Origin of the sequence: Aquimarina rhodophyticola, assembly GCF_042434915.1 — a bacterium.
Lineage (GTDB): Bacteria > Bacteroidota > Bacteroidia > Flavobacteriales > Flavobacteriaceae > Aquimarina.
Genome location: NZ_CP170198.1, coordinates 3315272 through 3334612 on the forward strand (window position 1 = coordinate 3315272; position 19341 = coordinate 3334612).

Genomic DNA, 19341 nt, shown 5'->3' on the forward strand with positions numbered 1-19341 from the left:
AAAAAGCATTTATTTATGACTTTACAAAAACATATAGTAATTGTTGGAGTTGGAGGTGTGGGTGGTTTTTTTGCAGGAAAATTAATTCGCTCTGGTTGTCAGGTTACTTTAATAGCCCGAGGTCTACATAAAAAAGCAATTGAAGAAAAAGGGCTTTATATAAAGAGTATAGAGGGAGATTTTTTAGTACATCCATATAGGATAACTGATGACGTAGCCACCGTTTCTACAGCAGATTACATATTTCTCTGCACCAAGTCTTGGCAAATACAAGATGCCGCAAATCAGCTACAGCATTTATTAAAGGAGAATACCTTAGTCTTGCCTCTTCAAAATGGAGCAGATAATGCCGAGAAGGTAGCGCAGTTTATTGATAAGAAGCATGTTATTGGGGGGTTGTGTAAAATATACAGTAAGATTGAAGCGCCTGGTGTGATAAATCATTTTGGGTTTGTACCCGAGATTATTTTTGGGGCACTACACGACGTTAATAAAGAAAGACTTTTACAATTAAGAAGCCTATTTGATCTGGCACATATCAAAAACAAAATAGCCGATGATATACAGGTAGCTATATGGAAAAAGTTTATGTTTATAACTACCATTAGTGGGCTGGGTGCTCTTACAAGAACAACCTTGGGAGAATTATATGAGGATTCATATTTGAGGTCGTTGCTTAAACAAACCGCCGAGGAAATATTCTTATTGGCACAAGCCAAACATATAGAGTTGCCAAATGATAGTGTTTCTAATGCCATGAGTATGATCAAAAATCAACCGTTTGATGCAACGGCATCTACACAGCGAGATATTATGGAGGGACGTCCTTCAGAACTCGAAAATTTAAATGGGTACGTGGTAAAAGAGGGTAAGAAGCTCGGGATAAAAACTCCTGTTAATAGTTTTGTTTATCATTGTTTAATGCCTGCCGAAAGAAAAGCAAGAACTTAGCAGTATTACTGATCAATAAGCTTTTACCAAGGGATGGGGTGTTACCAAAAAAGAAATTGTAAATTTGCCGTCTGAAAAAAAAGAATCCATGAGCTACGATTTTAATGCTATTGAAGAAAAATGGCAAAAACACTGGGCAGATCACAAAACATTTCAAGCAGAAGAAACAAGTGTAAAAGAAAAATTCTACGTACTAGATATGTTTCCTTATCCGTCTGGTGCAGGTTTACATGTCGGTCATCCATTAGGGTATATCGCCAGTGATATCTATGCTAGATATAAGCGTCATCAGGGATTTAATGTATTGCATCCGCAAGGGTATGATTCTTTTGGACTTCCTGCAGAGCAGTATGCTATACAAACAGGTCAACATCCAGCGGTGACTACTCAAGAAAACATTGCACGTTATCGAGAGCAATTAGATAAGATAGGCTTTTCATTTGATTGGAGTAGAGAAGTACGTACAAGTGCTCCCGAGTATTATCGGTGGACACAGTGGATTTTTATGGAATTATTTGATTCTTGGTATGATAAAGATGAAGATAAAGCACTGCCAATCATAGAGCTTCAAGCGCGATTTGAAAAAGAGGGAAATACCAAAATAAATGCAGTTTGTGATGATGAGATAATTTCATTTTCAGCAAGTGACTGGGCGAGTTTTTCGGACAAACAAAAACAAGAAATTCTTTTACAATATAGACTAACTTATTTGGCAGAGACCGAAGTTAATTGGTGTCCAGAATTAGGAACCGTGTTGGCTAATGATGAAATTGTAAATGGAGTTTCAGAGCGTGGAGGCTATGAGGTAATTAGAAAAAAAATGACCCAATGGAGTATGCGTATCTCTGCTTATGCAGAACGATTGTTGCAGGGCTTAGAAACCATTGATTGGACAGATTCCTTAAAAGAATCCCAGCGTAACTGGGTAGGAAAATCAGTAGGAGCTAGTGTCATATTTGATCTTAAAGATCATAATGCTACTATCGAAGTATTTACCACCCGTCCTGATACCATCTATGGTGTGAGTTTTATGACATTGGCACCAGAGCATGAGTTGGTCGATGTAATTACAACACCCGACCAAAAAGAAGCTGTGCAAGCATATGTAGTTGCAACTGCAAAACGTAGCGAACGAGATCGAATGGCAGATGTTAAAACTATAACTGGTGTGTTTACAGGAGCCTATGCGTTACATCCTTTTACCAACAAAGCTGTGCCGATTTGGATCGGGGATTATGTCTTGGCAGGATACGGTACTGGAGCTGTTATGGCGGTTCCATGTGGTGATCAACGGGATTATGATTTTGCAAAACATTTTGATATAGCCATCCCAAATATCTTTCAAGGAGTTGATATCAGTGAAGAAGCTTTTTCTGATAAAGACAAGGCGATTATTACAAATTCTGATTTCTTAAATGGTTTATCCGTCAAAAAGGCAATCAAAACGGCAATTTATGAACTAGAAAAGATAGGAAAAGGACAAGGTAAAACGAACTACCGTTTGCGCGACGCAGTTTTTAGTCGTCAACGGTACTGGGGAGAACCTTTTCCAGTTTATTATGTTGACGGAATGCCACAAATGATCAACTCCAAATATTTACCAATTAAATTACCTGAAGTTGAAAAATATTTACCGACCGAAACTGGAGAGCCGCCTTTGGGTCGTGCCGAGGTGTGGGCTTGGGATACCAAAGAGAACAAGGTTGTATCAAAGGATTTAATTGACCATATCACTGTATTTCCTCTAGAACTAAATACGATGCCTGGTTGGGCTGGGAGTTCTTGGTATCTGTTTAGATATATGGATCCACATAATAATGAAAAGTTCGCTTCCGCGGAAGCGTTGGAATATTGGAAGCAGGTAGATTTATACGTGGGAGGAAGTGAACATGCTACGGGTCACCTTTTGTATTCTCGTTTTTGGACTAAATTCTTGAAGGATAGAGGGTATGTATCTGTTAGTGAGCCCTTTAAAAAGTTGATCAATCAAGGAATGATTTTGGGGACTAGTGCTTTTGTATATAGAGATTCCAACAATAATACGTTGCTTTCAAAAGGATTATCTTCAAAAACAGATGTGACACCTATACACGTCGATGTATCTTTAGTTAACGCCTCTAATGAATTGGATATTGAGGGCTTTAAACAATGGAGACCAGAGTTTGCTACAACTGATTTTGTTTTAGAAGATGGTAAATATATAGTTGGACGTGAAGTAGAAAAAATGTCCAAATCTAAATTTAATGTAGTCAACCCCGATGAAATCTGCGAGCAATATGGAGCAGATACCTTACGCTTGTATGAAATGTTTTTAGGACCTTTAGAACAAGCAAAACCTTGGAACACGGCTGGGATCACAGGAGTGTTTAATTTTCTTAAAAAATTATGGAAGCTATATCATGATGATGATGCATTTGCAGTTGTTGATGAGGTTGCTTCAAAAGATAGCTTAAAAATTTTGCATAAAACTATCAAGAAAGTTCAAGAGGATATTGAAGCGTTTTCGTTTAACACAACTGTGAGCACCTTTATGATTGCTGTTAATGAATTAACTGCTATGCAGTGTAAGTCCAAAGCTATTTTGGAGCCTTTAGCAATTCTTATTTCTCCGTATGCGCCTCATATCGCAGAAGAACTTTGGTCTAGACTCGGGCATGATCATTCGATAGCGACAGCCAGTTTTCCTGTTTTTGATCCTAAGCATTTGATAGAAAGTACAAAAGAATACCCTATTTCGTTTAATGGTAAAATGCGTTTTACCTTGGAGTTACCATTAGATATGAGTAAGGATGAAATAGAAAAGGTAGTGCTAGCGCATGAAAAAACACAACAACAACTTGCAGGACGCAAACCCAAAAAAATAATTATTGTACCAGGTAAGATTATCAACCTTGTTGGATAAAAAGAGAAGTATCTGATTAAAAATATTGATTTAAATCGTAGTAATAGCTTTTCAGTTTATTGGTTAATTTTTTTTAAAAAGTATAAAGGTTGTTCGGAGGGTGTTATAAAATTTGCTTCGATGCTAAAAGTGATTTAAAAAGACAACCTATTTTATGGATAGCGGTCTTTTTGAGAAGTGTTTGTTGGCAATTTGGTTATTGGATATTTATTTTGAAGATGAATAATAAATAGAATATGGTATTAAAAAATAAATTTTATTGCTTTTTACCTGTATTTATTAACTTAAAAACCATTAGATTTTTATAAATATTGATAAATTATTTTTTGGTTCATCTTTATTGTTTTATTTCGATAAAACATATATTTTCGACAAAAATTTAAGAATATGATAATTGGTGTTCCAAAAGAGATCAAAAACAACGAAAATCGTGTAGGTTTAACACCTGCAGGAACCATGGAGCTCGTGCGCAATGGACATACTGTTTTTATACAACATACTGCAGGTGTACAAAGCGGATTTACCGATGAGGCGTATATAGATGCCGGAGCTATGATTTTACCAACGATTGAGGATGTGTATCACACTGCACAGATGATTATTAAGGTAAAGGAACCCATAGAACAAGAATACAATTTGATAAAGGAAGATCAATTGGTATTTACATATTTTCATTTTGCTTCGAGTGAGTCGCTTACAGGGGCTATGATCAAAAGTAAATCGGTATGTGTATCTTATGAAACGGTAGAAGAAGCAGATCGTAGTTTACCTTTATTAACACCTATGAGTGAGGTAGCAGGACGTATGTCAATACAGCAAGGAGCTAAATACTTAGAGAAGCCCCTTAAAGGAATTGGTATTTTATTAGGTGGCGTTCCTGGTGTTGCACCTGCCAAAGTGATAGTGCTTGGAGGAGGTGTAGTAGGAACACAAGCTGCAAAAATGGCAGCAGGAATGGGTGCAGATGTAACGATTCTTGATATAAGTATGAAACGTCTACGATACTTGGATGATGTGATGCCTGCTAATGTGAAAACTGAGTTTTCAAATGAGTATAATATTCGTAAGCATCTTGCTACTGCTGATCTTATTATTGGTGGAGTTTTAATTCCTGGGGCAAAAGCTCCAAAATTAATAACCAGAGATATGTTAAAGGATATGAGACCAGGAACAGTATTAGTAGATGTAGCTGTTGATCAAGGTGGATGTTTTGAAACTACCCGACCAACCACCCATCAAGATCCAGTATATATTATTGATGATGTTGTGCATTACTCTGTGGCAAATATGCCAGGTGCTGTACCATATACCTCAACTTTGGCATTAACAAATGTGACTTTACCTTATGCAGTTCAATTAGCTAATAAAGGTTGGAAAAAAGCCTGTACAGAGAATCTGCCATTAAAAAAAGGACTTAATGTTATTAATGGAGATGTAGTGTATCCTGCAATTTCGGAAGCATTTGATTTACCATTACATGATGTAGATTCCTATTTGAATTAAATATTAAAAGCTTCGGCTTATTAAGATATTTATAATTTTAAAAACCTCGTCAAAATTGGCGAGGTTTTTGCTTTTATCTTTTTGATTAACTTTACTTAAAAAAAAGTCAATGATAGGATATTATATAATTGCAGGTTTAATTTTTCTGGCAAGCTCATGGGTTAGTAGTAAATTGAAGAGTAAATTTAAAAAATACTCTAATGTGTATTTACAAAATGGTATGAGTGGAGCAGAGATTGCTACAAAAATGTTACACGATAATGGAATTACCGATGTAAAGGTAATCTCGACTGCAGGAATGCTTACAGATCATTATAATCCAACAAATAAGACTGTAAATTTGAGTGAAGGAGTGTATAGTCAACGCAATGCTGCAGCAGCTGCAGTCGCTGCTCACGAATGTGGCCATGCGGTTCAACATGCAACTGCATACAGTTGGCTTACTTTACGTTCCAAAATTGTACCTGTGGTGGGAATTGCCAGCAAACTTTCCAATTTTGTAATTATGGGAGGTTTGGTGCTATCTGCTACTGGATCGTTACTAGGTAATACTATTTTTTTGGTCGGAATTATTTTGTTTGCTGCCACAACAGTATTTGCTTTTATTACTTTGCCAGTAGAGTACGATGCTAGTAATCGAGCATTAGCATGGCTAGAACAGACAGATATGTTAAATAAGTCTGAGCATGACGCCGCAAAAGACGCATTAAAATGGGCTGCTCGAACTTACGTGGTTGCAGCTATTGGATCTTTGGCAACATTGCTCTATTTTATTTCTATTTTTCTAGGAAACCGAAGAGACTAGGCAGGAGATAGCTTATAGTTTTTTCAAAAAAATATATATACAAAAGATGATTATCAATGGTCATCTTTTATTTTTTTATACCGTTTTTCATATTTTTATTTGACGATCTATTTGTTGATTTAAGGATATAAAAGTTTCTGTTCTCGACACCCCCTCGATAGCCTGAATATTTTTGTTAAGTACAGTCATTAGGTGTTCATTATCTTTACATAATATTTTAAGAAAAATCGACCAATTTCCTGTTGTATAGTGGCATTCTATCACTTCAGGAATTTCTTTAAGTTGTCTAACCGCTGTAGGATTGCTCACAGCTTTGTCCAGAAAAACCCCGACAAAAGCCATAGTTTTGTAGCCTAATACTTTGGGGTCTATAATAAATTTTGAACCTGCAATTAAACCAGAGGCTTCTAGTTTTTTAAGACGTTGGTGAATTGCTGCCCCCGAGATTCCTATTTTTCTTCCAATTTCAAGAATGGGTTTACGAGCATCCTCCATTAAACTTCGAAGGATTTCTTTATCAATTCCGTCAATTGTAATGGTGCCATCGTGAGATTTCATGTTTAAATAGTGCGATTAGTTAGTAAACGTATAAGTATTAAATGCAAAGTTATTGGCTTAAAGAAAAGAATTAATCTCTATCGAATAGGTGTCTATTGTATAAAGTTGATAATATAAGTAACAAAAAAGGACAGTTTTTGTTAGCCAATAACTACATCTGGATTGTAGCCTAAGTATTCTCTCTCTTTTTCTTTAAACACAATTCCGTAAGCTTCTAGCTCTTTAAGTATCGGTTCGTATATTTCTTTTCGTATAGGTATTTGTACGCCAGGGGTGGTGATTTCATTGTTTAATATTCTTAGAGTAGCCATTGCAACTGGTAATCCAACAGTTTTGGCCATGGCCGTGTACGTTTGATCTTCTCCAATACAAACCATGGTAGCATCAATTTGTTTACGCTCACCATCCAGTTCATACCCAAATTTATGATACATAACAATCATGTCTTTATCGCCTTCATCAAGAGTCCAACGATCCATCAATATCTTTTGTAAAATCTGTGCTGGTGTCGCCTTGGGGATACCAACTTTTTTTTCGGGATTAAAAATATCCAAGTCTAAAAGCTTGTCCCACATTAGATCATCTTGATCAATTTTTAAATAATGTCGTAATTTGAGTTCTACAGAATCTGTTGGAGAGTATGCCAAAAACGAGTTTATAAAATCTCGATAACTCATATGTTCAGAATTTGCTAGAATATAGTCATCAGCAGTCATTCCTAATTGCACAAAAATATTCCAAGCCTTTGAAAAACCAACACGTCGCATAGTACCTCTATATAGAGTTAAGACATCATTTAAGCCGTAGACCTCTTTATATGCTAAAGAATTACGATTAGCATAGGCCTCAAAACGGCCATAACCATCAATCTCAAGAAATTCGGTTCTTCTAAAAAGTTTGTGATAAGGGATGTACTTATAGGCACCCTCTTGTAAAAATTCTGCAGCCCCACCTTGACCAGCAACTACTACATTTCTAGGATTCCAAGTAAACTTATAATTCCAGAGATTCGTATCACTCTGCGGGGCAACTAAACCTCCAGTGAATGATTCAAAAAGAATAATTTTACCTCCTTGTTCTCTGATCTCATCAATAACTTTCATTGCACTCATATGATCGACTCCTGGATCCACACCAATTTCGTTCATAAAGATCAAGCCTTTGTCTTTCACTTTTTGATCTAAAGCCTTCATTTCTTCACTTACATAAGAAGCGGTCACCATAGATTTGCCAAGCTCTAAACAATCTTTGGCTACCTCGATATGAAACCGAGCGGGTAACATAGATACTACAATATCTGCTTTCTGAATAGCATCTTTACGAGAGGAAGGATTAAAAACGTCGAGAGTAATGGCTCTTGTATTTTCGTGATTTTTCACTAACTTATGAGCATTACCGATCGATATATCTCCTATTGTAATGTGTAGTTTTTCAGAAACTGATTTATCTTGTAGGTATTTTATTAGAACAGCAGTAGATTTACCAGCTCCTATTATGAGTATTTTACGCATGGATCAATATTTGAAATCTGAAATACGAATGTAGTAATTATGCTAAAAATTATAAGTTTTATCTTTGAAATTAACGCTTTTTTGAAGCTAAAAATGTAAACTTTTCAAAGTAATGGATGTTTTATAATCAAATTAATTTTTTAATTAAATGAACCGAAAGATTTTGATTACTGGTGCCTTTTTGGGTCTCTCTGCTATTGTCTTGGGTGCTTTTGGAGCCCATGGTTTAAAGAAATTTGTTTCAGATAGTGAAGTAGCGTCTTTTTCGACGGGTGTGACCTACCAAATGTATCATGCTCTATTTTGTCTATTTTTGGGTGTTTTTAATCAAATTGGAAGTATGTGGCAAAGTAGAATTTTTAACTTTTTATTAAGTGGAATTATTTTATTTTCTGGGTCTATTTATCTTTTAGTGATTGATAGCTTATTTAACGTAGATCTGTCAGCTATTGGTTTTATTACCCCCTTGGGAGGTTTGTTGTTAATTATCTCCTGGATTTTGCTTATAATTTCACTACTTAAGATTAGGCAAAATTTTAACGGATAGTGCCAGAAATATTTATAATTTTGTACCCACATAACAAACACAACAAATTTTTATGGAATCACTGTATCCAACTGCGAAAACGTTTTCGTTAAAGAATTACGGTATTAACAATGCCAAAATGCGCTACCAATTATCACCAGAACAGTTGGAGAAGGAAGTGTTGGACAAAGGTCAAGGAAAAATAACTAAATCTGGCGCACTCGCCATTACTACTGGAGAATTCACAGGACGCTCACCGATGGATCGTTTTATTGTAAAGGATCAAATTACATCTGATAAAGTTTGGTGGGGAGCTATCAATATTCCCTTTGAGCCAAATGCTTTTGATGCATTATATGACAAAGTAACATCTTATTTGTCAGACAAAGAAGTTTTTGTACGAGATAGCTATGCTTGTGCTGATCCCGAATACAAGTTAAATATACGAGTCATAAACGAGTATCCATGGTCAAATATGTTTGCTTACAATATGTTTTTAAGACCAGATGAAAAAGAACTTGCCACTTTTGAACCAGATTGGGTTATCATTAACGCTCCTGGTTTTATGGCAGACCCATCTGTAGATGGAACGCGTCAGCATAATTTTGCCATTCTTAATTTTTCAAAGAAAATAGCACTAATTGGAGGTACTGGTTATACGGGAGAAATTAAAAAAGGTATATTTTCTGCTTTAAACTTTATTCTTCCAGTAGAACGTAACTGCCTACCAATGCACTGTTCTGCCAACGAAGGAGCAGATGGTAATACATCACTTTTCTTTGGGTTATCGGGAACTGGTAAAACAACTTTGTCTACCGATCCCGATCGTAGACTTATAGGTGATGATGAGCACGCATGGACCGAAGAAAATACAGTTTTTAATTTTGAAGGGGGTTGCTATGCAAAAGTAATCGACTTATCTGCAGAAAATGAACCCGAAATTTATGGAGCTATAAAAAAGGGAGCGTTATTAGAAAATGTTATCCTAAAAGATACTGGGGAGGTAGATTATGCAGATACTAGTATTACACAAAATACCAGAGTTAGTTATCCAATTCATCATATTGAAAATATAAAAGTACCCAGTCGTGGGAAAACAGTTACCAACATTTTCTTTCTTACAGCTGATGCTTTTGGTGTACTGCCTCCTATTTCTAAGTTAACAAAAGAACAAGCGTCTTACCACTTTATTAGCGGATACACGGCAAAAGTTGCAGGAACTGAGGCAGGTATTAATGAGCCTAAGCCAAGCTTCTCGGCATGTTTTGGAGCTCCATTTATGCCACTACACCCAAAAGAGTACGGTGATATGCTTATGGAGAAGATTGAAAAAACTGGTGCTAACGTATGGTTAATCAATACTGGTTGGACAGGTGGATCTTATGGAACGGGGAGTCGTATGAAATTGAAATATACACGTGCCATGATCAATGCAGCATTAAATGGTGAGCTTGCCGAGGTTGCTTTTCAAAAAGATCGTCATTTTGATTTGTCTATACCAGAAGAATGCCCTAATGTACCCTCAGAAATATTAAATCCGAGAAATACTTGGTCTGATAAAGAGAAGTACGATGAAAAAGCACAAGAGTTGGTGAATTCTTTTAAAGATAACTTCAAAAAATTTGAGTAGTTTTATTAACTACTACGTATCAAAAAGGGATCGATTTATACAAATCGATCCCTTTTTTATGTATACTAAATTTTGATTTTTACTTTTTATTAGCAAGTTTGATATATTTTTGTAAAGCCATCGTCATAGACGGAGTCTCTGGTGTCGGGGCTTGAATATTAACAACCAAACCATGCTCCTCTGCTGCTTTAACTGTCGAGTTTCCAAATACCGCAATTCTTGTATCATTTTGCTTAAAATCTGGAAAATTTTCAAAAAGTGATTTAATCCCAGATGGACTAAAAAATACTAAAATATCGTAAAAAACTTCTCGCAAATCTGATAAATCACTTACCACAGTTTTATAAAAAACAGCCTGTTTCCATTCAATTTTCAAACTATCTAAAGTTTCAGGTATTTCAGGTTTTAGTTGATCAGAAGTTGGTAATAAAAATTTTTCCCCCTTATATTTTTTGATAAATGGAGATAATTCTTGAAAAGTTCGTTTTCCTACGTAGATTTTGCGTTTACGATAGACTACATATTTCTGAAGGTAATACGCAACCGCTTCACTTTGGCAAAAATATTTAAGGCTATCAGGCACCTTGAATCGCATTTCTTCGGCAATTCTAAAAAAATGATCGACCGAGTTACGACTGGTTAGAATTATCGCCGTGTACTTTGATAAATCTACCTTTTGTTGTCTTACTTCTTTTGCATCAACTCCTTCTACGTGAATAAACGGTATAAAATCTATTTTCACCTTTTCTCTGTCTTCCAACTCAAAATAAGGTGAATTCTCTACTTTAGGCTCTGGTTGTGAGACCAAAATCGTTTTCACTTTCATATATAGTTATTTTGTGACGTCCTAACTTATTTTATAAACAGCTTATACAGTATAAAATAAGGTCCGAATTCAAGTGCGCAAAGATACAAAATAAAATAAAACAAGTGATTGAAAATGAGGTTTTCATTTTTTTTATAAAATGAAATTAAAGTAATCACTTGCAATAGTGCAAGTACACCAATGATAAGATAGGTTGTAGTTGGATTCAGGGTTATGGTGTACGAAAATAAAAATAGTAATGGAAGTAAAAGTACTGCTAGAAAATTGCGATATGTAAGTTTGTGAAAAATATAGCTATTTATTACTGTATCTATATTAAAAACAATTCCGATAATTTTTTCGATAAGAATTTTAGATATTAAGATGGTAGAGTATGCTATCAAAATCTGAAGATATTGATAGGGCTGATAGGGATTAATCTGCCATCCAAAGGTTATCGATATAAAATAAATAAGCATTGAAAAAACGAGACACTGCATACATGTTATTGCTATTGTAAAAGCGGTGGATAAATTTGTATGCTTTTGATGCATCAAAATATATTTATTGGTATTAAATAGCAGTAAGAAATTAGAGAAATGATAACTATTAAACATCTTTGCCAATGCTAATAAAGCCAAGTTGGCAATTAGTAAAATGGTTATCCAATCATTTGATAGTATTTCTCTGGTAAGACTTTGCATAATCGATGAATCGGGTTAAAAATAGTATTTAATGATAACATGTAAAAATATTAACTATATAAAAATTGACGGGTATACAAATGCGATGATTCTTTAAATTAGTGAGGTAAAACCTTTAAAGATCTTGTGATTATTTGGTTATATTTGCGTGAAAAATAGCTTTCATGGTTGATGCCTTGGTAATTATACCAACCTTTAACGAAATTGAAAATATCGAACGTATTGTTCGCAATGTGTTTTCTTTGCAACGCAAGTTTCATATACTAATTGTTGATGATAATTCTCCCGACGGAACTGCAGATTTGGTTCGTAAATTGCAGAGAGAGTATGAAGACCAATTGTTTATAGAAGTACGTCATGGCAAATTAGGTTTAGGTACAGCTTATATTGTTGGCTTTGAGTGGGCGTTGCAGCGAACATATCAATTCATTTTTGAGATGGACGCTGATTTTTCACATAACCCCAACGACCTGATTCGACTATACAATGCTTGTGCAAAGGGTTCATCAAGTGTAGTCATTGGATCTCGCTATGTTACAGGTGTGAACGTAGTTAATTGGCCAATGAGTAGGGTATTGTTATCATGGTTAGCTTCAAGATACGTTCGTCTGATCACAGGTATGAACATTCATGATACCACAGCCGGTTTTATTTGTTATCGTAGAGAAGTTCTAGAAAATATTAATTTAAATAAAATTCAATTTGTAGGGTATGCTTTTCAAATTGAAATGAAGTTTAAGGCGTACCTCTTAAAATATAAGATTAAAGAAGTTCCAGTAATTTTTACGGATCGCACAAAGGGAACTTCAAAAATGAGTAAAGGCATTATTTCTGAAGCAATTTTTGGTGTTTTAACAATGAAAATTAAAAGTTTATTTAACCGTTACGAGATATAATCATGAGCAACAGTGTACTTATAAAAAATGTAAATATTGTTAATGAAGGTAAAATTATAAATAGTGATGTTTATATTGAGAATGGACTATTTAAAGAAATAGCACCAAATATTAGTGCCAAATCTCCAGATGTTCAAGTTTTTGATGGTGAGAACAAGTATTTATTACCTGGTGTGATTGATGATCAAGTGCATTTTAGAGAACCAGGTTTAACACATAAAGCTACTATTGAGACAGAGTCACGTGCGGCAGTTGCGGGAGGTATAACTTCTTTTATTGAAATGCCTAACACCAATCCGCAGACGACTACAGTTGAAAAGTTGGAAGAAAAATTTGCGATAGCAGCTACATCTAGTTATGCAAACTATTCATTTATGTTTGGTGGAACTAACGACAATCTTGAAGAAATCAAAAAATTAGATGCTTCAAAAGTGGCAGCTTTAAAACTGTTTTTGGGATCCTCGACAGGAAACATGTTGGTTGACAATCCAGAGGTATTAGAAAAAATATTTTCTTCAACAAATTTATTAATTGCGGTACATTGCGAAGATGAAGCAACTATCCAAAAAAACACCGCTATTTATAAAGAGCGATATGGAGATGATATACCGATTAATTTTCATCCAATAATTAGAAGTGAAGAAGCTTGTTATCTGTCTTCATCAAAAGCTGTTGCTTTAGCCAAAAAAACGGGTGCACGTCTTCACGTTTTTCATCTTTCTACGGCAAAAGAACTTGAGCTCTTTGATAATACAATTCCATTAAAAGAAAAGAAAATTACTGCAGAGGTTTGTATTCATCATTTATGGTTTAATGATAAAGATTATCATGATAAGGGAACTTTTATCAAATGGAATCCAGCGGTTAAAAAGGAAAAGGATCGAGCAGCACTTTTTCAAGCTTTGCTAGATGATAAACTCGATGTAATAGCAACAGATCACGCCCCACATACCAAAGAGGAGAAAGAAAATGTATATACAAAAGCCCCATCTGGTGGACCATTAGTACAACATGCACTTCCTGCAATGTTAGAATTTTATCATGAAGGTAAAATTGAATTGGAGAAAATAGTAGAAAAAATGTGCCATAATCCGGCAATTTTGTTTGAAATCGAAAAACGTGGATATATCAAAGAAGGTTACTTTGCTGATGCGGTATTGGTTGATCTCAATGCTCCTTGGACTGTAAATAGCGAAAACATAGCTTACAAATGTGGATGGTCTCCATTTGAAGGTACTACTTTTAAATCAAGAATTACCCATACCTTTGTTAATGGAAGTTTGGTATATAAGAATTTTAAATTTTACGATGTAAAGAATGCGTCGCGTTTGACATTTAATCGTTCTGCATAGTATTATTTTTGAAAAATGACAAATGCATGGGTATTAAAGGAATATTTATAGGATTGATAGTTGTTGTTATTTTTGTAGGAATCATAGGGTGTGACAGTGTTGAGACTATCGATAAGCCTTCAGTAATACTCAATGAAGATCAAATGGTCAAAATTTTGACCGATATAGCGTTTATCAAAGCAGCAAAATCTTCGCATCGCTCTATTTTAAATGAACATAATATAGATCCAGAAGGCTTTATCTTTAAAAAATATCAAATTGACAGTGTTATATTTGCGCAAAATAATGCTTGGTATCTGAGTAAAATAAAGGTTTACAAGGATATCTTTTCTAGGGTTAGAGCAAATATAGATAGCTCAAGGTCTAAATATGAAATTTTGAAAAAAAGTGAAGATTCTATTCAGAAATTGACCGATTCAATTCAAGAATTAAAGAGAAACGATTCCTTACAACGTCTTGAAAAGAATTTGAAAGGTTCGCTATCAAAAAAGCTTCAAAAAAAGAACAAAACTAACCCTTCAAGAAAGCCTTAGCAGTTTCTTCTACAGCCTTTTTAATAGGGGTGAACTCAAATTTTATAACTTTTTTGACTTTAGTATTCTCATACAGTGAAGTCGAAAATGCACTTTGGACCGAAGCGTTATAAATAGTTGGGGATATGCCAAAAAGCTTATATCCTAACCATTGAAGTTGTGCTGCTAGTTTCATAGCAAAAGGAGCTACTGGTGTTGTTGGAGGTTTTACGTGTAAGCTATTTGCTATTAGGGTAAAAATGTGTTTAAAACTTAGGTTTTCTGAGACCAAAACGTAACGTTCGTTTGTATGTTGACTCTCCATAAGTTCAAACATAACATTAGTCACATCGTGTACCGACACATACCCTGTTATACCGGGAGTATAAAACCGAAGCCCTTTGTAAATTTTCTTAAAAAGAAACCCACTACCAGAATTAAAAAATCCAGGGCCTATAATAATACCTGGATTAACTATAATAGCTCTCAAACCTTCTTGAGTCCCTCTCCAAACCTCCATCTCACCACCATATTTTGTAATAGCATATATCGAATGATTTGATTCTGGATTCCACTCAGAGGCTTCGTTTATTTTAGATTTTCCTTTGGGTTCACCTAATGCTGCTATGGAGCTAACATAACAAATTTTACGAACTTTATTGAGAATGGATAAATTGACAATATTTGCAGTACCTTCAATATTCACTTTGCGTAGCTGTTTGTCTAACGCAGGATTGAAACTAATAATAGCGGCGCAGTGGTACACCTCGGTAATACCAATAAAAGCAGCAGATAACGCAGGAATATCATTTATTGTAGCTCGTTGCCATTCAATTTTTTCTAAAAGCTTATTTGATCTATTTCCAAATAGATTAAAGAACATTTTTTGGACATGTTGTTTTTTATCTTCAGATCGGTAGAGGGCACGAACTGATTTGCCATTTTGAACAAGTTTAAATAATAAATGTGCGCCCACCAAACCAGTAGCTCCAGTAACCAATATCATAGTAAAATTTAAATGTAGACTAAAGTAAACATAATTAGGATTTATTGTGTATTGGTGGTAGAATTTTATTCAGATTTTTATCTTTGTTGATCGTATTTTAAAATTATACTAATGACTAAAAATTTTATTGAAGAGATTACTTGGAGAGGCATGCTTCACGATGTAATGCCAGGAACCGAAGAACATTTGCTCGAGGGCATGAGAGGTGCATACGTAGGGATAGATCCCACGGCAGATTCTCTTCATATAGGTCATTTGGTAGGTGTAATGATGTTACGCCATTTTCAATTGGCAGGTCATAAGCCATTTGCTTTGGTTGGAGGTGCTACTGGTATGATAGGTGACCCGTCAGGTAAATCTGCAGAGCGTAATCTTTTGGATGAAAAAACATTACGACACAATCAAAATGCATTGAGAGAGCAATTATCACGCTTTTTGGATTTTGAAAGTGATTCAGAAAATGCAGCGGTTCTCGTTAATAATTATGATTGGATGAAAGATTTTTCTTTCTTGGATTTTATTAGGGATGTTGGTAAGCATATAACTGTAAACTATATGATGGCTAAGGATTCTGTAAAAAAACGTTTGTCTTCTGAAGCTGCAGAAGGAATGTCTTTTACCGAGTTTACATATCAATTAGTACAAGGATATGATTTTTTACACCTATATAGATCTAATAATTGTACGCTTCAAATGGGCGGGAGTGATCAATGGGGAAATATAACTACTGGTACAGAGTTAATACGACGTATCGGATCGGGTAAAGGGTATGCCTTGACCTGTCCTTTGATCACCAAAGCAGACGGAACAAAATTTGGTAAAACCGAAGGTGGTAACATATGGTTAGATGCAGCTAGAACGTCACCTTATAAATTTTATCAGTACTGGCTCAATACGAGCGATGAGGATGCTGAGAAATATATAAAAATCTTTACGTTTTTAACTAAAGAGGAAATTGAAGTATTAGTACAGGGACATAGAGAAGCCCCGCATGAAAGAGCTTTGCAGAAAAAACTAGCCGAAGAGATTACTATAATGGTGCACTCTAAAGAAGATCTTGATAATGCTATAAAAGCTTCGAGTATTCTTTTTGGTAAATCAACATCTCATGATTTGAAACAATTAAATGCAGCTACATTTTTAGATGTTTTTGAAGGCGTTCCGCAAACAGAGATACCAATGAGCGATATTATTTCTGGGATCGATATTATTGCCGCGCTAGCTGAAAAAACCGGATTTTTAAAATCAAATGGTGAAGCACGTCGCGCTCTCAAAGAAAATTCAATTGCGGTGAATAGAGAAAAGGTTAAAGATACATATACCCTATCGACTGAAGATTTAATTAATGATCAATTCATTTTATTACAAAGAGGTAAAAAGAATTATTTTATAATAAGAATTCTGTAGTATTTGCAAAAAACAAGGTCCACAAGTTTTAATACGAGGTGGACCTTGTTAACTAACTAACCAATTATTTAAAAAACATAATCTTCCTTATCAGTAAAATAAATTACTGATGTATATATTCTTGACGCATTATACGCCAATTGGTATCTGCATCTTTGATTTGTGACTCTATATTTTCTTTTTTCCATTTTTTATGTGTGTTTACACCCCAAGCATTATAAAAAAGATAAAGTTTATCGTCTCGAATTTCAAAAGTTTTAGGATTGATATCCACTTTTTTTGATGAAGTTGCAATTGCATACGCACAGTAGCCTCCATATTGGGGAACGTATTTTTCTGGATTTTGTTCAAAAGTGTTTTTGTTTTCTTCATCGATAAAACTGTATAATCCACCCTTATAAGAGGTTTTAATCGATTTGACACCTTTTGAAGCTGTACCCTTAAAATATGCTACAACATCATAGCCTTTTACTACATACCCATTAGCTGTATTTAGTAACGTATGTTGAGCATTTGCTTCAATACATAGAAATATTAGACAACTTATAACAAACTTCATTTTCATATAGCAAGGGTTGGATACTAATGAAGTCGTTATAAGTCGCTATGCCTTACAAGAATAATTGCAATGTTAAGACTTAGTAACAACTTGTTATTAAGACTTGATTACGTTAATTTTTTCTTTATTTGAGAGAATTTAAAGAGCCATAAGGTTACAACCTCTTATATCACTATTGTCAAAACGACCTAAGACTTCGAAGCTGTTATCCTTGTGTAGTTTTCCTAAATCTTGAGTTGCAATAAATGAGCACGAATTTATGTTAGCTAGATCAATAATATTAATACCCCCAGTTTTTTCATAACTTAATCGTGTTAAAGCATCTTCAGTATCACGAGTTTGTATTTTCATCCATGGCGGGCAATTAAAAAGTCCATCCCCATGCGAATATGCTTGAGAGAGTAGTTCTGTCATTCCATATTCACTGTGAATTTTTTTTACACCAAACCCTTTCTTTAAAATATCGTGAAGCTCTTCACGTATTAGTTCTTTTCGCCTACCTTTCATTCCGCCTGTCTCCATGATAACAGTATTACCTCCTAAATCAAATGTTTGTTTTGCAACCAGATCTAACAGCGCAAATGAGACTCCAATAAGTAAAACTTTCTTATTTGTTTTTTGTAAAGCAATTAATTTATGAGTTAACGCATCAAGATCGTGTAAATAAAATCCGCTATCAGAATCTTGACTACGCTTAATTAAAGAGTCTACCATGTATACTAAAGACGAGCCAGTGCGTTCTAGATAGGAAGGTAATAAGGCTAATATGGTATACTCCTTAATATCTCCATAAAATTGATTAAACCCTAGGTTAAAGCTGCGTTCATAAATAACTAAATCTCTAATATGATGTGTGCTAACTATTGATCCAGTTGTACCGCTACTGGTAAATATATGGTCGGTCAAGACCTCGGGCTTGACGACTGAATGCGATTTAAAAAATGAAATCGGAAGAAAAGGAATGTTCTCAATCGAAGTAACCGTATATTTTCCTATCCCCAGTAAATTACAAAATCTTTGGTAAATAGGTATGTTCGTGTATTGATATTCAAAAACACGAAGCGCTACATTCTCAAAGTCCTTTGAATTCTTAATAGAAAATATATCTTCACTTAGCATAAAGTTTCTTAGTAATATAAAACTAATACAAAGGTATGAAAAGGTAAATTGTAAACTCGTAGTAACGTATGGAATTAGTACAATAACTAAGAATCATTCATAAAATTAAACCTTTTTAAAAAGAGAATTATCTTCTATTTTATAACTACAACTAACGAATGACTAATTTTCTAGTAGCAGTCTTCTTTTCTTCTTTGATTTGAATAATATATACTCCAGAATTAAGTGAAGATATATCTAATTCTTTACCGATAAGAACTTTAAAAAGAACTTTGGCACCTAAAACATTAAAAATAGTAACTGTTTTTGTCAGGGCTCTGTCAGAACTAATATTAAGAATATTCCCCGAGGCAGGGTTAGGGTATATACGCAAACCGTCAATAACCTGAGCGGCTCTAGTATCAGTAATAACGCTATCTGATTGAGCTTTACCTAGATGGGTAGAGGACAATGACATGAGCAACATTAAGAAAAATAATGAGTAGATTTTTTTCATATTATAATTATTTTGGGCGCTTAAAGATACAAATAAATCACTACATCAAACTATTTTTATTGTGTTGTGCTCGTTAAATTAATGTAAAAATTTAAAAAA

General features: G+C 34.5%; 18 protein-coding genes. 10 read left to right on the top strand and 8 right to left on the bottom strand.

The window, feature by feature from the left end; translation table 11 throughout:
* The first annotated feature begins 15 nt into the window (after nt 1–15).
* The 4 genes from ACE939_RS14385 (at nt 16) to ACE939_RS14400 (ending at nt 6161) form a co-directional block, all read left to right on the top strand.
* The gene (locus ACE939_RS14385; RefSeq protein WP_378186298.1) at nt 16–951 is read left to right on the top strand and encodes a ketopantoate reductase family protein; all 936 of its coding nucleotides are present in this window, start codon (nt 16–18) and stop codon (nt 949–951) included.
* An 88-nt stretch (nt 952–1039) separates the two neighbouring features.
* Nucleotides 1040–3853: a leucine--tRNA ligase gene (gene leuS / locus ACE939_RS14390; RefSeq protein ID WP_378186299.1), complete on the top strand. Its 2814-nt coding sequence runs from the start codon at nt 1040–1042 to the stop codon at nt 3851–3853.
* Between the two features lie 387 nt (nt 3854–4240).
* Complete coding sequence (gene ald, locus ACE939_RS14395; RefSeq protein ID WP_378186300.1) at nt 4241–5356, top strand: alanine dehydrogenase; 1116 nt, start codon at nt 4241–4243, stop codon at nt 5354–5356.
* Between the two features lie 109 nt (nt 5357–5465).
* Nucleotides 5466–6161, top strand: a complete 696-nt coding sequence (locus ACE939_RS14400; protein ID WP_378186301.1) for a zinc metallopeptidase — start codon at nt 5466–5468, stop codon at nt 6159–6161.
* 87 nt (nt 6162–6248) lie between these two features.
* Here ACE939_RS14400 and ACE939_RS14405 read toward each other — a convergent pair whose 3' ends face one another.
* Both ACE939_RS14405 and ACE939_RS14410 read right to left on the bottom strand, forming a co-directional pair.
* The gene (locus tag ACE939_RS14405) at nt 6249–6719 is read right to left on the bottom strand and encodes an Lrp/AsnC ligand binding domain-containing protein (protein WP_378186303.1); all 471 of its coding nucleotides are present in this window, start codon (nt 6717–6719) and stop codon (nt 6249–6251) included.
* A 140-nt stretch (nt 6720–6859) separates the two neighbouring features.
* A complete protein-coding gene (locus ACE939_RS14410; RefSeq protein WP_378186304.1) occupies nt 6860–8230 on the bottom strand; it encodes a saccharopine dehydrogenase family protein in 1371 nt (456 codons plus the stop codon).
* Nucleotides 8231–8378: 148 nt separating this feature from the next.
* On the opposite strand from ACE939_RS14410, the gene ACE939_RS14415 reads away from it, so the two are divergent.
* Both ACE939_RS14415 and pckA read left to right on the top strand, forming a co-directional pair.
* Nucleotides 8379–8777: a DUF423 domain-containing protein gene (locus tag ACE939_RS14415; RefSeq protein ID WP_378186305.1), complete on the top strand. Its 399-nt coding sequence runs from the start codon at nt 8379–8381 to the stop codon at nt 8775–8777.
* A gap of 52 nt (nt 8778–8829) precedes the next feature.
* The gene (gene pckA / locus ACE939_RS14420) at nt 8830–10386 is read left to right on the top strand and encodes a phosphoenolpyruvate carboxykinase (ATP) (RefSeq protein WP_378186306.1); all 1557 of its coding nucleotides are present in this window, start codon (nt 8830–8832) and stop codon (nt 10384–10386) included.
* 79 nt (nt 10387–10465) lie between these two features.
* Here the strand turns inward: pckA and ACE939_RS14425 are convergent, their stop codons facing one another.
* Complete coding sequence (locus ACE939_RS14425) at nt 10466–11212, bottom strand: uroporphyrinogen-III synthase (protein WP_378186307.1); 747 nt, start codon at nt 11210–11212, stop codon at nt 10466–10468.
* A 26-nt stretch (nt 11213–11238) separates the two neighbouring features.
* The gene (locus ACE939_RS14430; RefSeq protein WP_378186308.1) at nt 11239–11895 is read right to left on the bottom strand and encodes a DUF4271 domain-containing protein; all 657 of its coding nucleotides are present in this window, start codon (nt 11893–11895) and stop codon (nt 11239–11241) included.
* Between the two features lie 164 nt (nt 11896–12059).
* On the opposite strand from ACE939_RS14430, the gene ACE939_RS14435 reads away from it, so the two are divergent.
* Genes ACE939_RS14435 through ACE939_RS14445 form a run of 3 tightly spaced genes read left to right on the top strand, consistent with a single transcriptional unit; the run spans nt 12060 to nt 14676 of the window.
* Nucleotides 12060–12791, top strand: a complete 732-nt coding sequence (locus tag ACE939_RS14435) for a polyprenol monophosphomannose synthase (protein WP_378186309.1) — start codon at nt 12060–12062, stop codon at nt 12789–12791.
* A 2-nt stretch (nt 12792–12793) separates the two neighbouring features.
* Nucleotides 12794–14143, top strand: a complete 1350-nt coding sequence (locus tag ACE939_RS14440) for a dihydroorotase (protein WP_378186310.1) — start codon at nt 12794–12796, stop codon at nt 14141–14143.
* A 26-nt stretch (nt 14144–14169) separates the two neighbouring features.
* A complete protein-coding gene (locus ACE939_RS14445; protein ID WP_378186311.1) occupies nt 14170–14676 on the top strand; it encodes a DUF4296 domain-containing protein in 507 nt (168 codons plus the stop codon).
* Here the strand turns inward: ACE939_RS14445 and ACE939_RS14450 are convergent.
* Complete coding sequence (locus ACE939_RS14450) at nt 14654–15661, bottom strand: NAD-dependent epimerase/dehydratase family protein (RefSeq protein ID WP_378186312.1); 1008 nt, start codon at nt 15659–15661, stop codon at nt 14654–14656. The genes ACE939_RS14445 and ACE939_RS14450 overlap by 23 nt on opposite strands.
* 111 nt (nt 15662–15772) lie before the next feature.
* On the opposite strand from ACE939_RS14450, the gene tyrS reads away from it, so the two are divergent.
* The gene (gene tyrS / locus ACE939_RS14455; protein ID WP_378186313.1) at nt 15773–17068 is read left to right on the top strand and encodes a tyrosine--tRNA ligase; all 1296 of its coding nucleotides are present in this window, start codon (nt 15773–15775) and stop codon (nt 17066–17068) included.
* A 103-nt stretch (nt 17069–17171) separates the two neighbouring features.
* Here the strand turns inward: tyrS and ACE939_RS14460 are convergent, their stop codons facing one another.
* From ACE939_RS14460 to ACE939_RS14470, 3 genes are all read right to left on the bottom strand, one after another.
* Nucleotides 17172–17633 carry a YHS domain-containing (seleno)protein gene (locus tag ACE939_RS14460; RefSeq protein ID WP_378186314.1) on the bottom strand — a complete coding sequence of 154 codons (462 nt, stop codon included), beginning with the start codon at nt 17631–17633 and terminating at the stop codon, nt 17172–17174.
* A 132-nt stretch (nt 17634–17765) separates the two neighbouring features.
* Nucleotides 17766–18746: an acyl transferase gene (locus ACE939_RS14465; RefSeq protein ID WP_378186315.1), complete on the bottom strand. Its 981-nt coding sequence runs from the start codon at nt 18744–18746 to the stop codon at nt 17766–17768.
* A gap of 151 nt (nt 18747–18897) precedes the next feature.
* Complete coding sequence (locus ACE939_RS14470) at nt 18898–19203, bottom strand: T9SS type A sorting domain-containing protein (protein ID WP_378186316.1); 306 nt, start codon at nt 19201–19203, stop codon at nt 18898–18900.
* Nucleotides 19204–19341 lie beyond the last annotated feature (138 nt).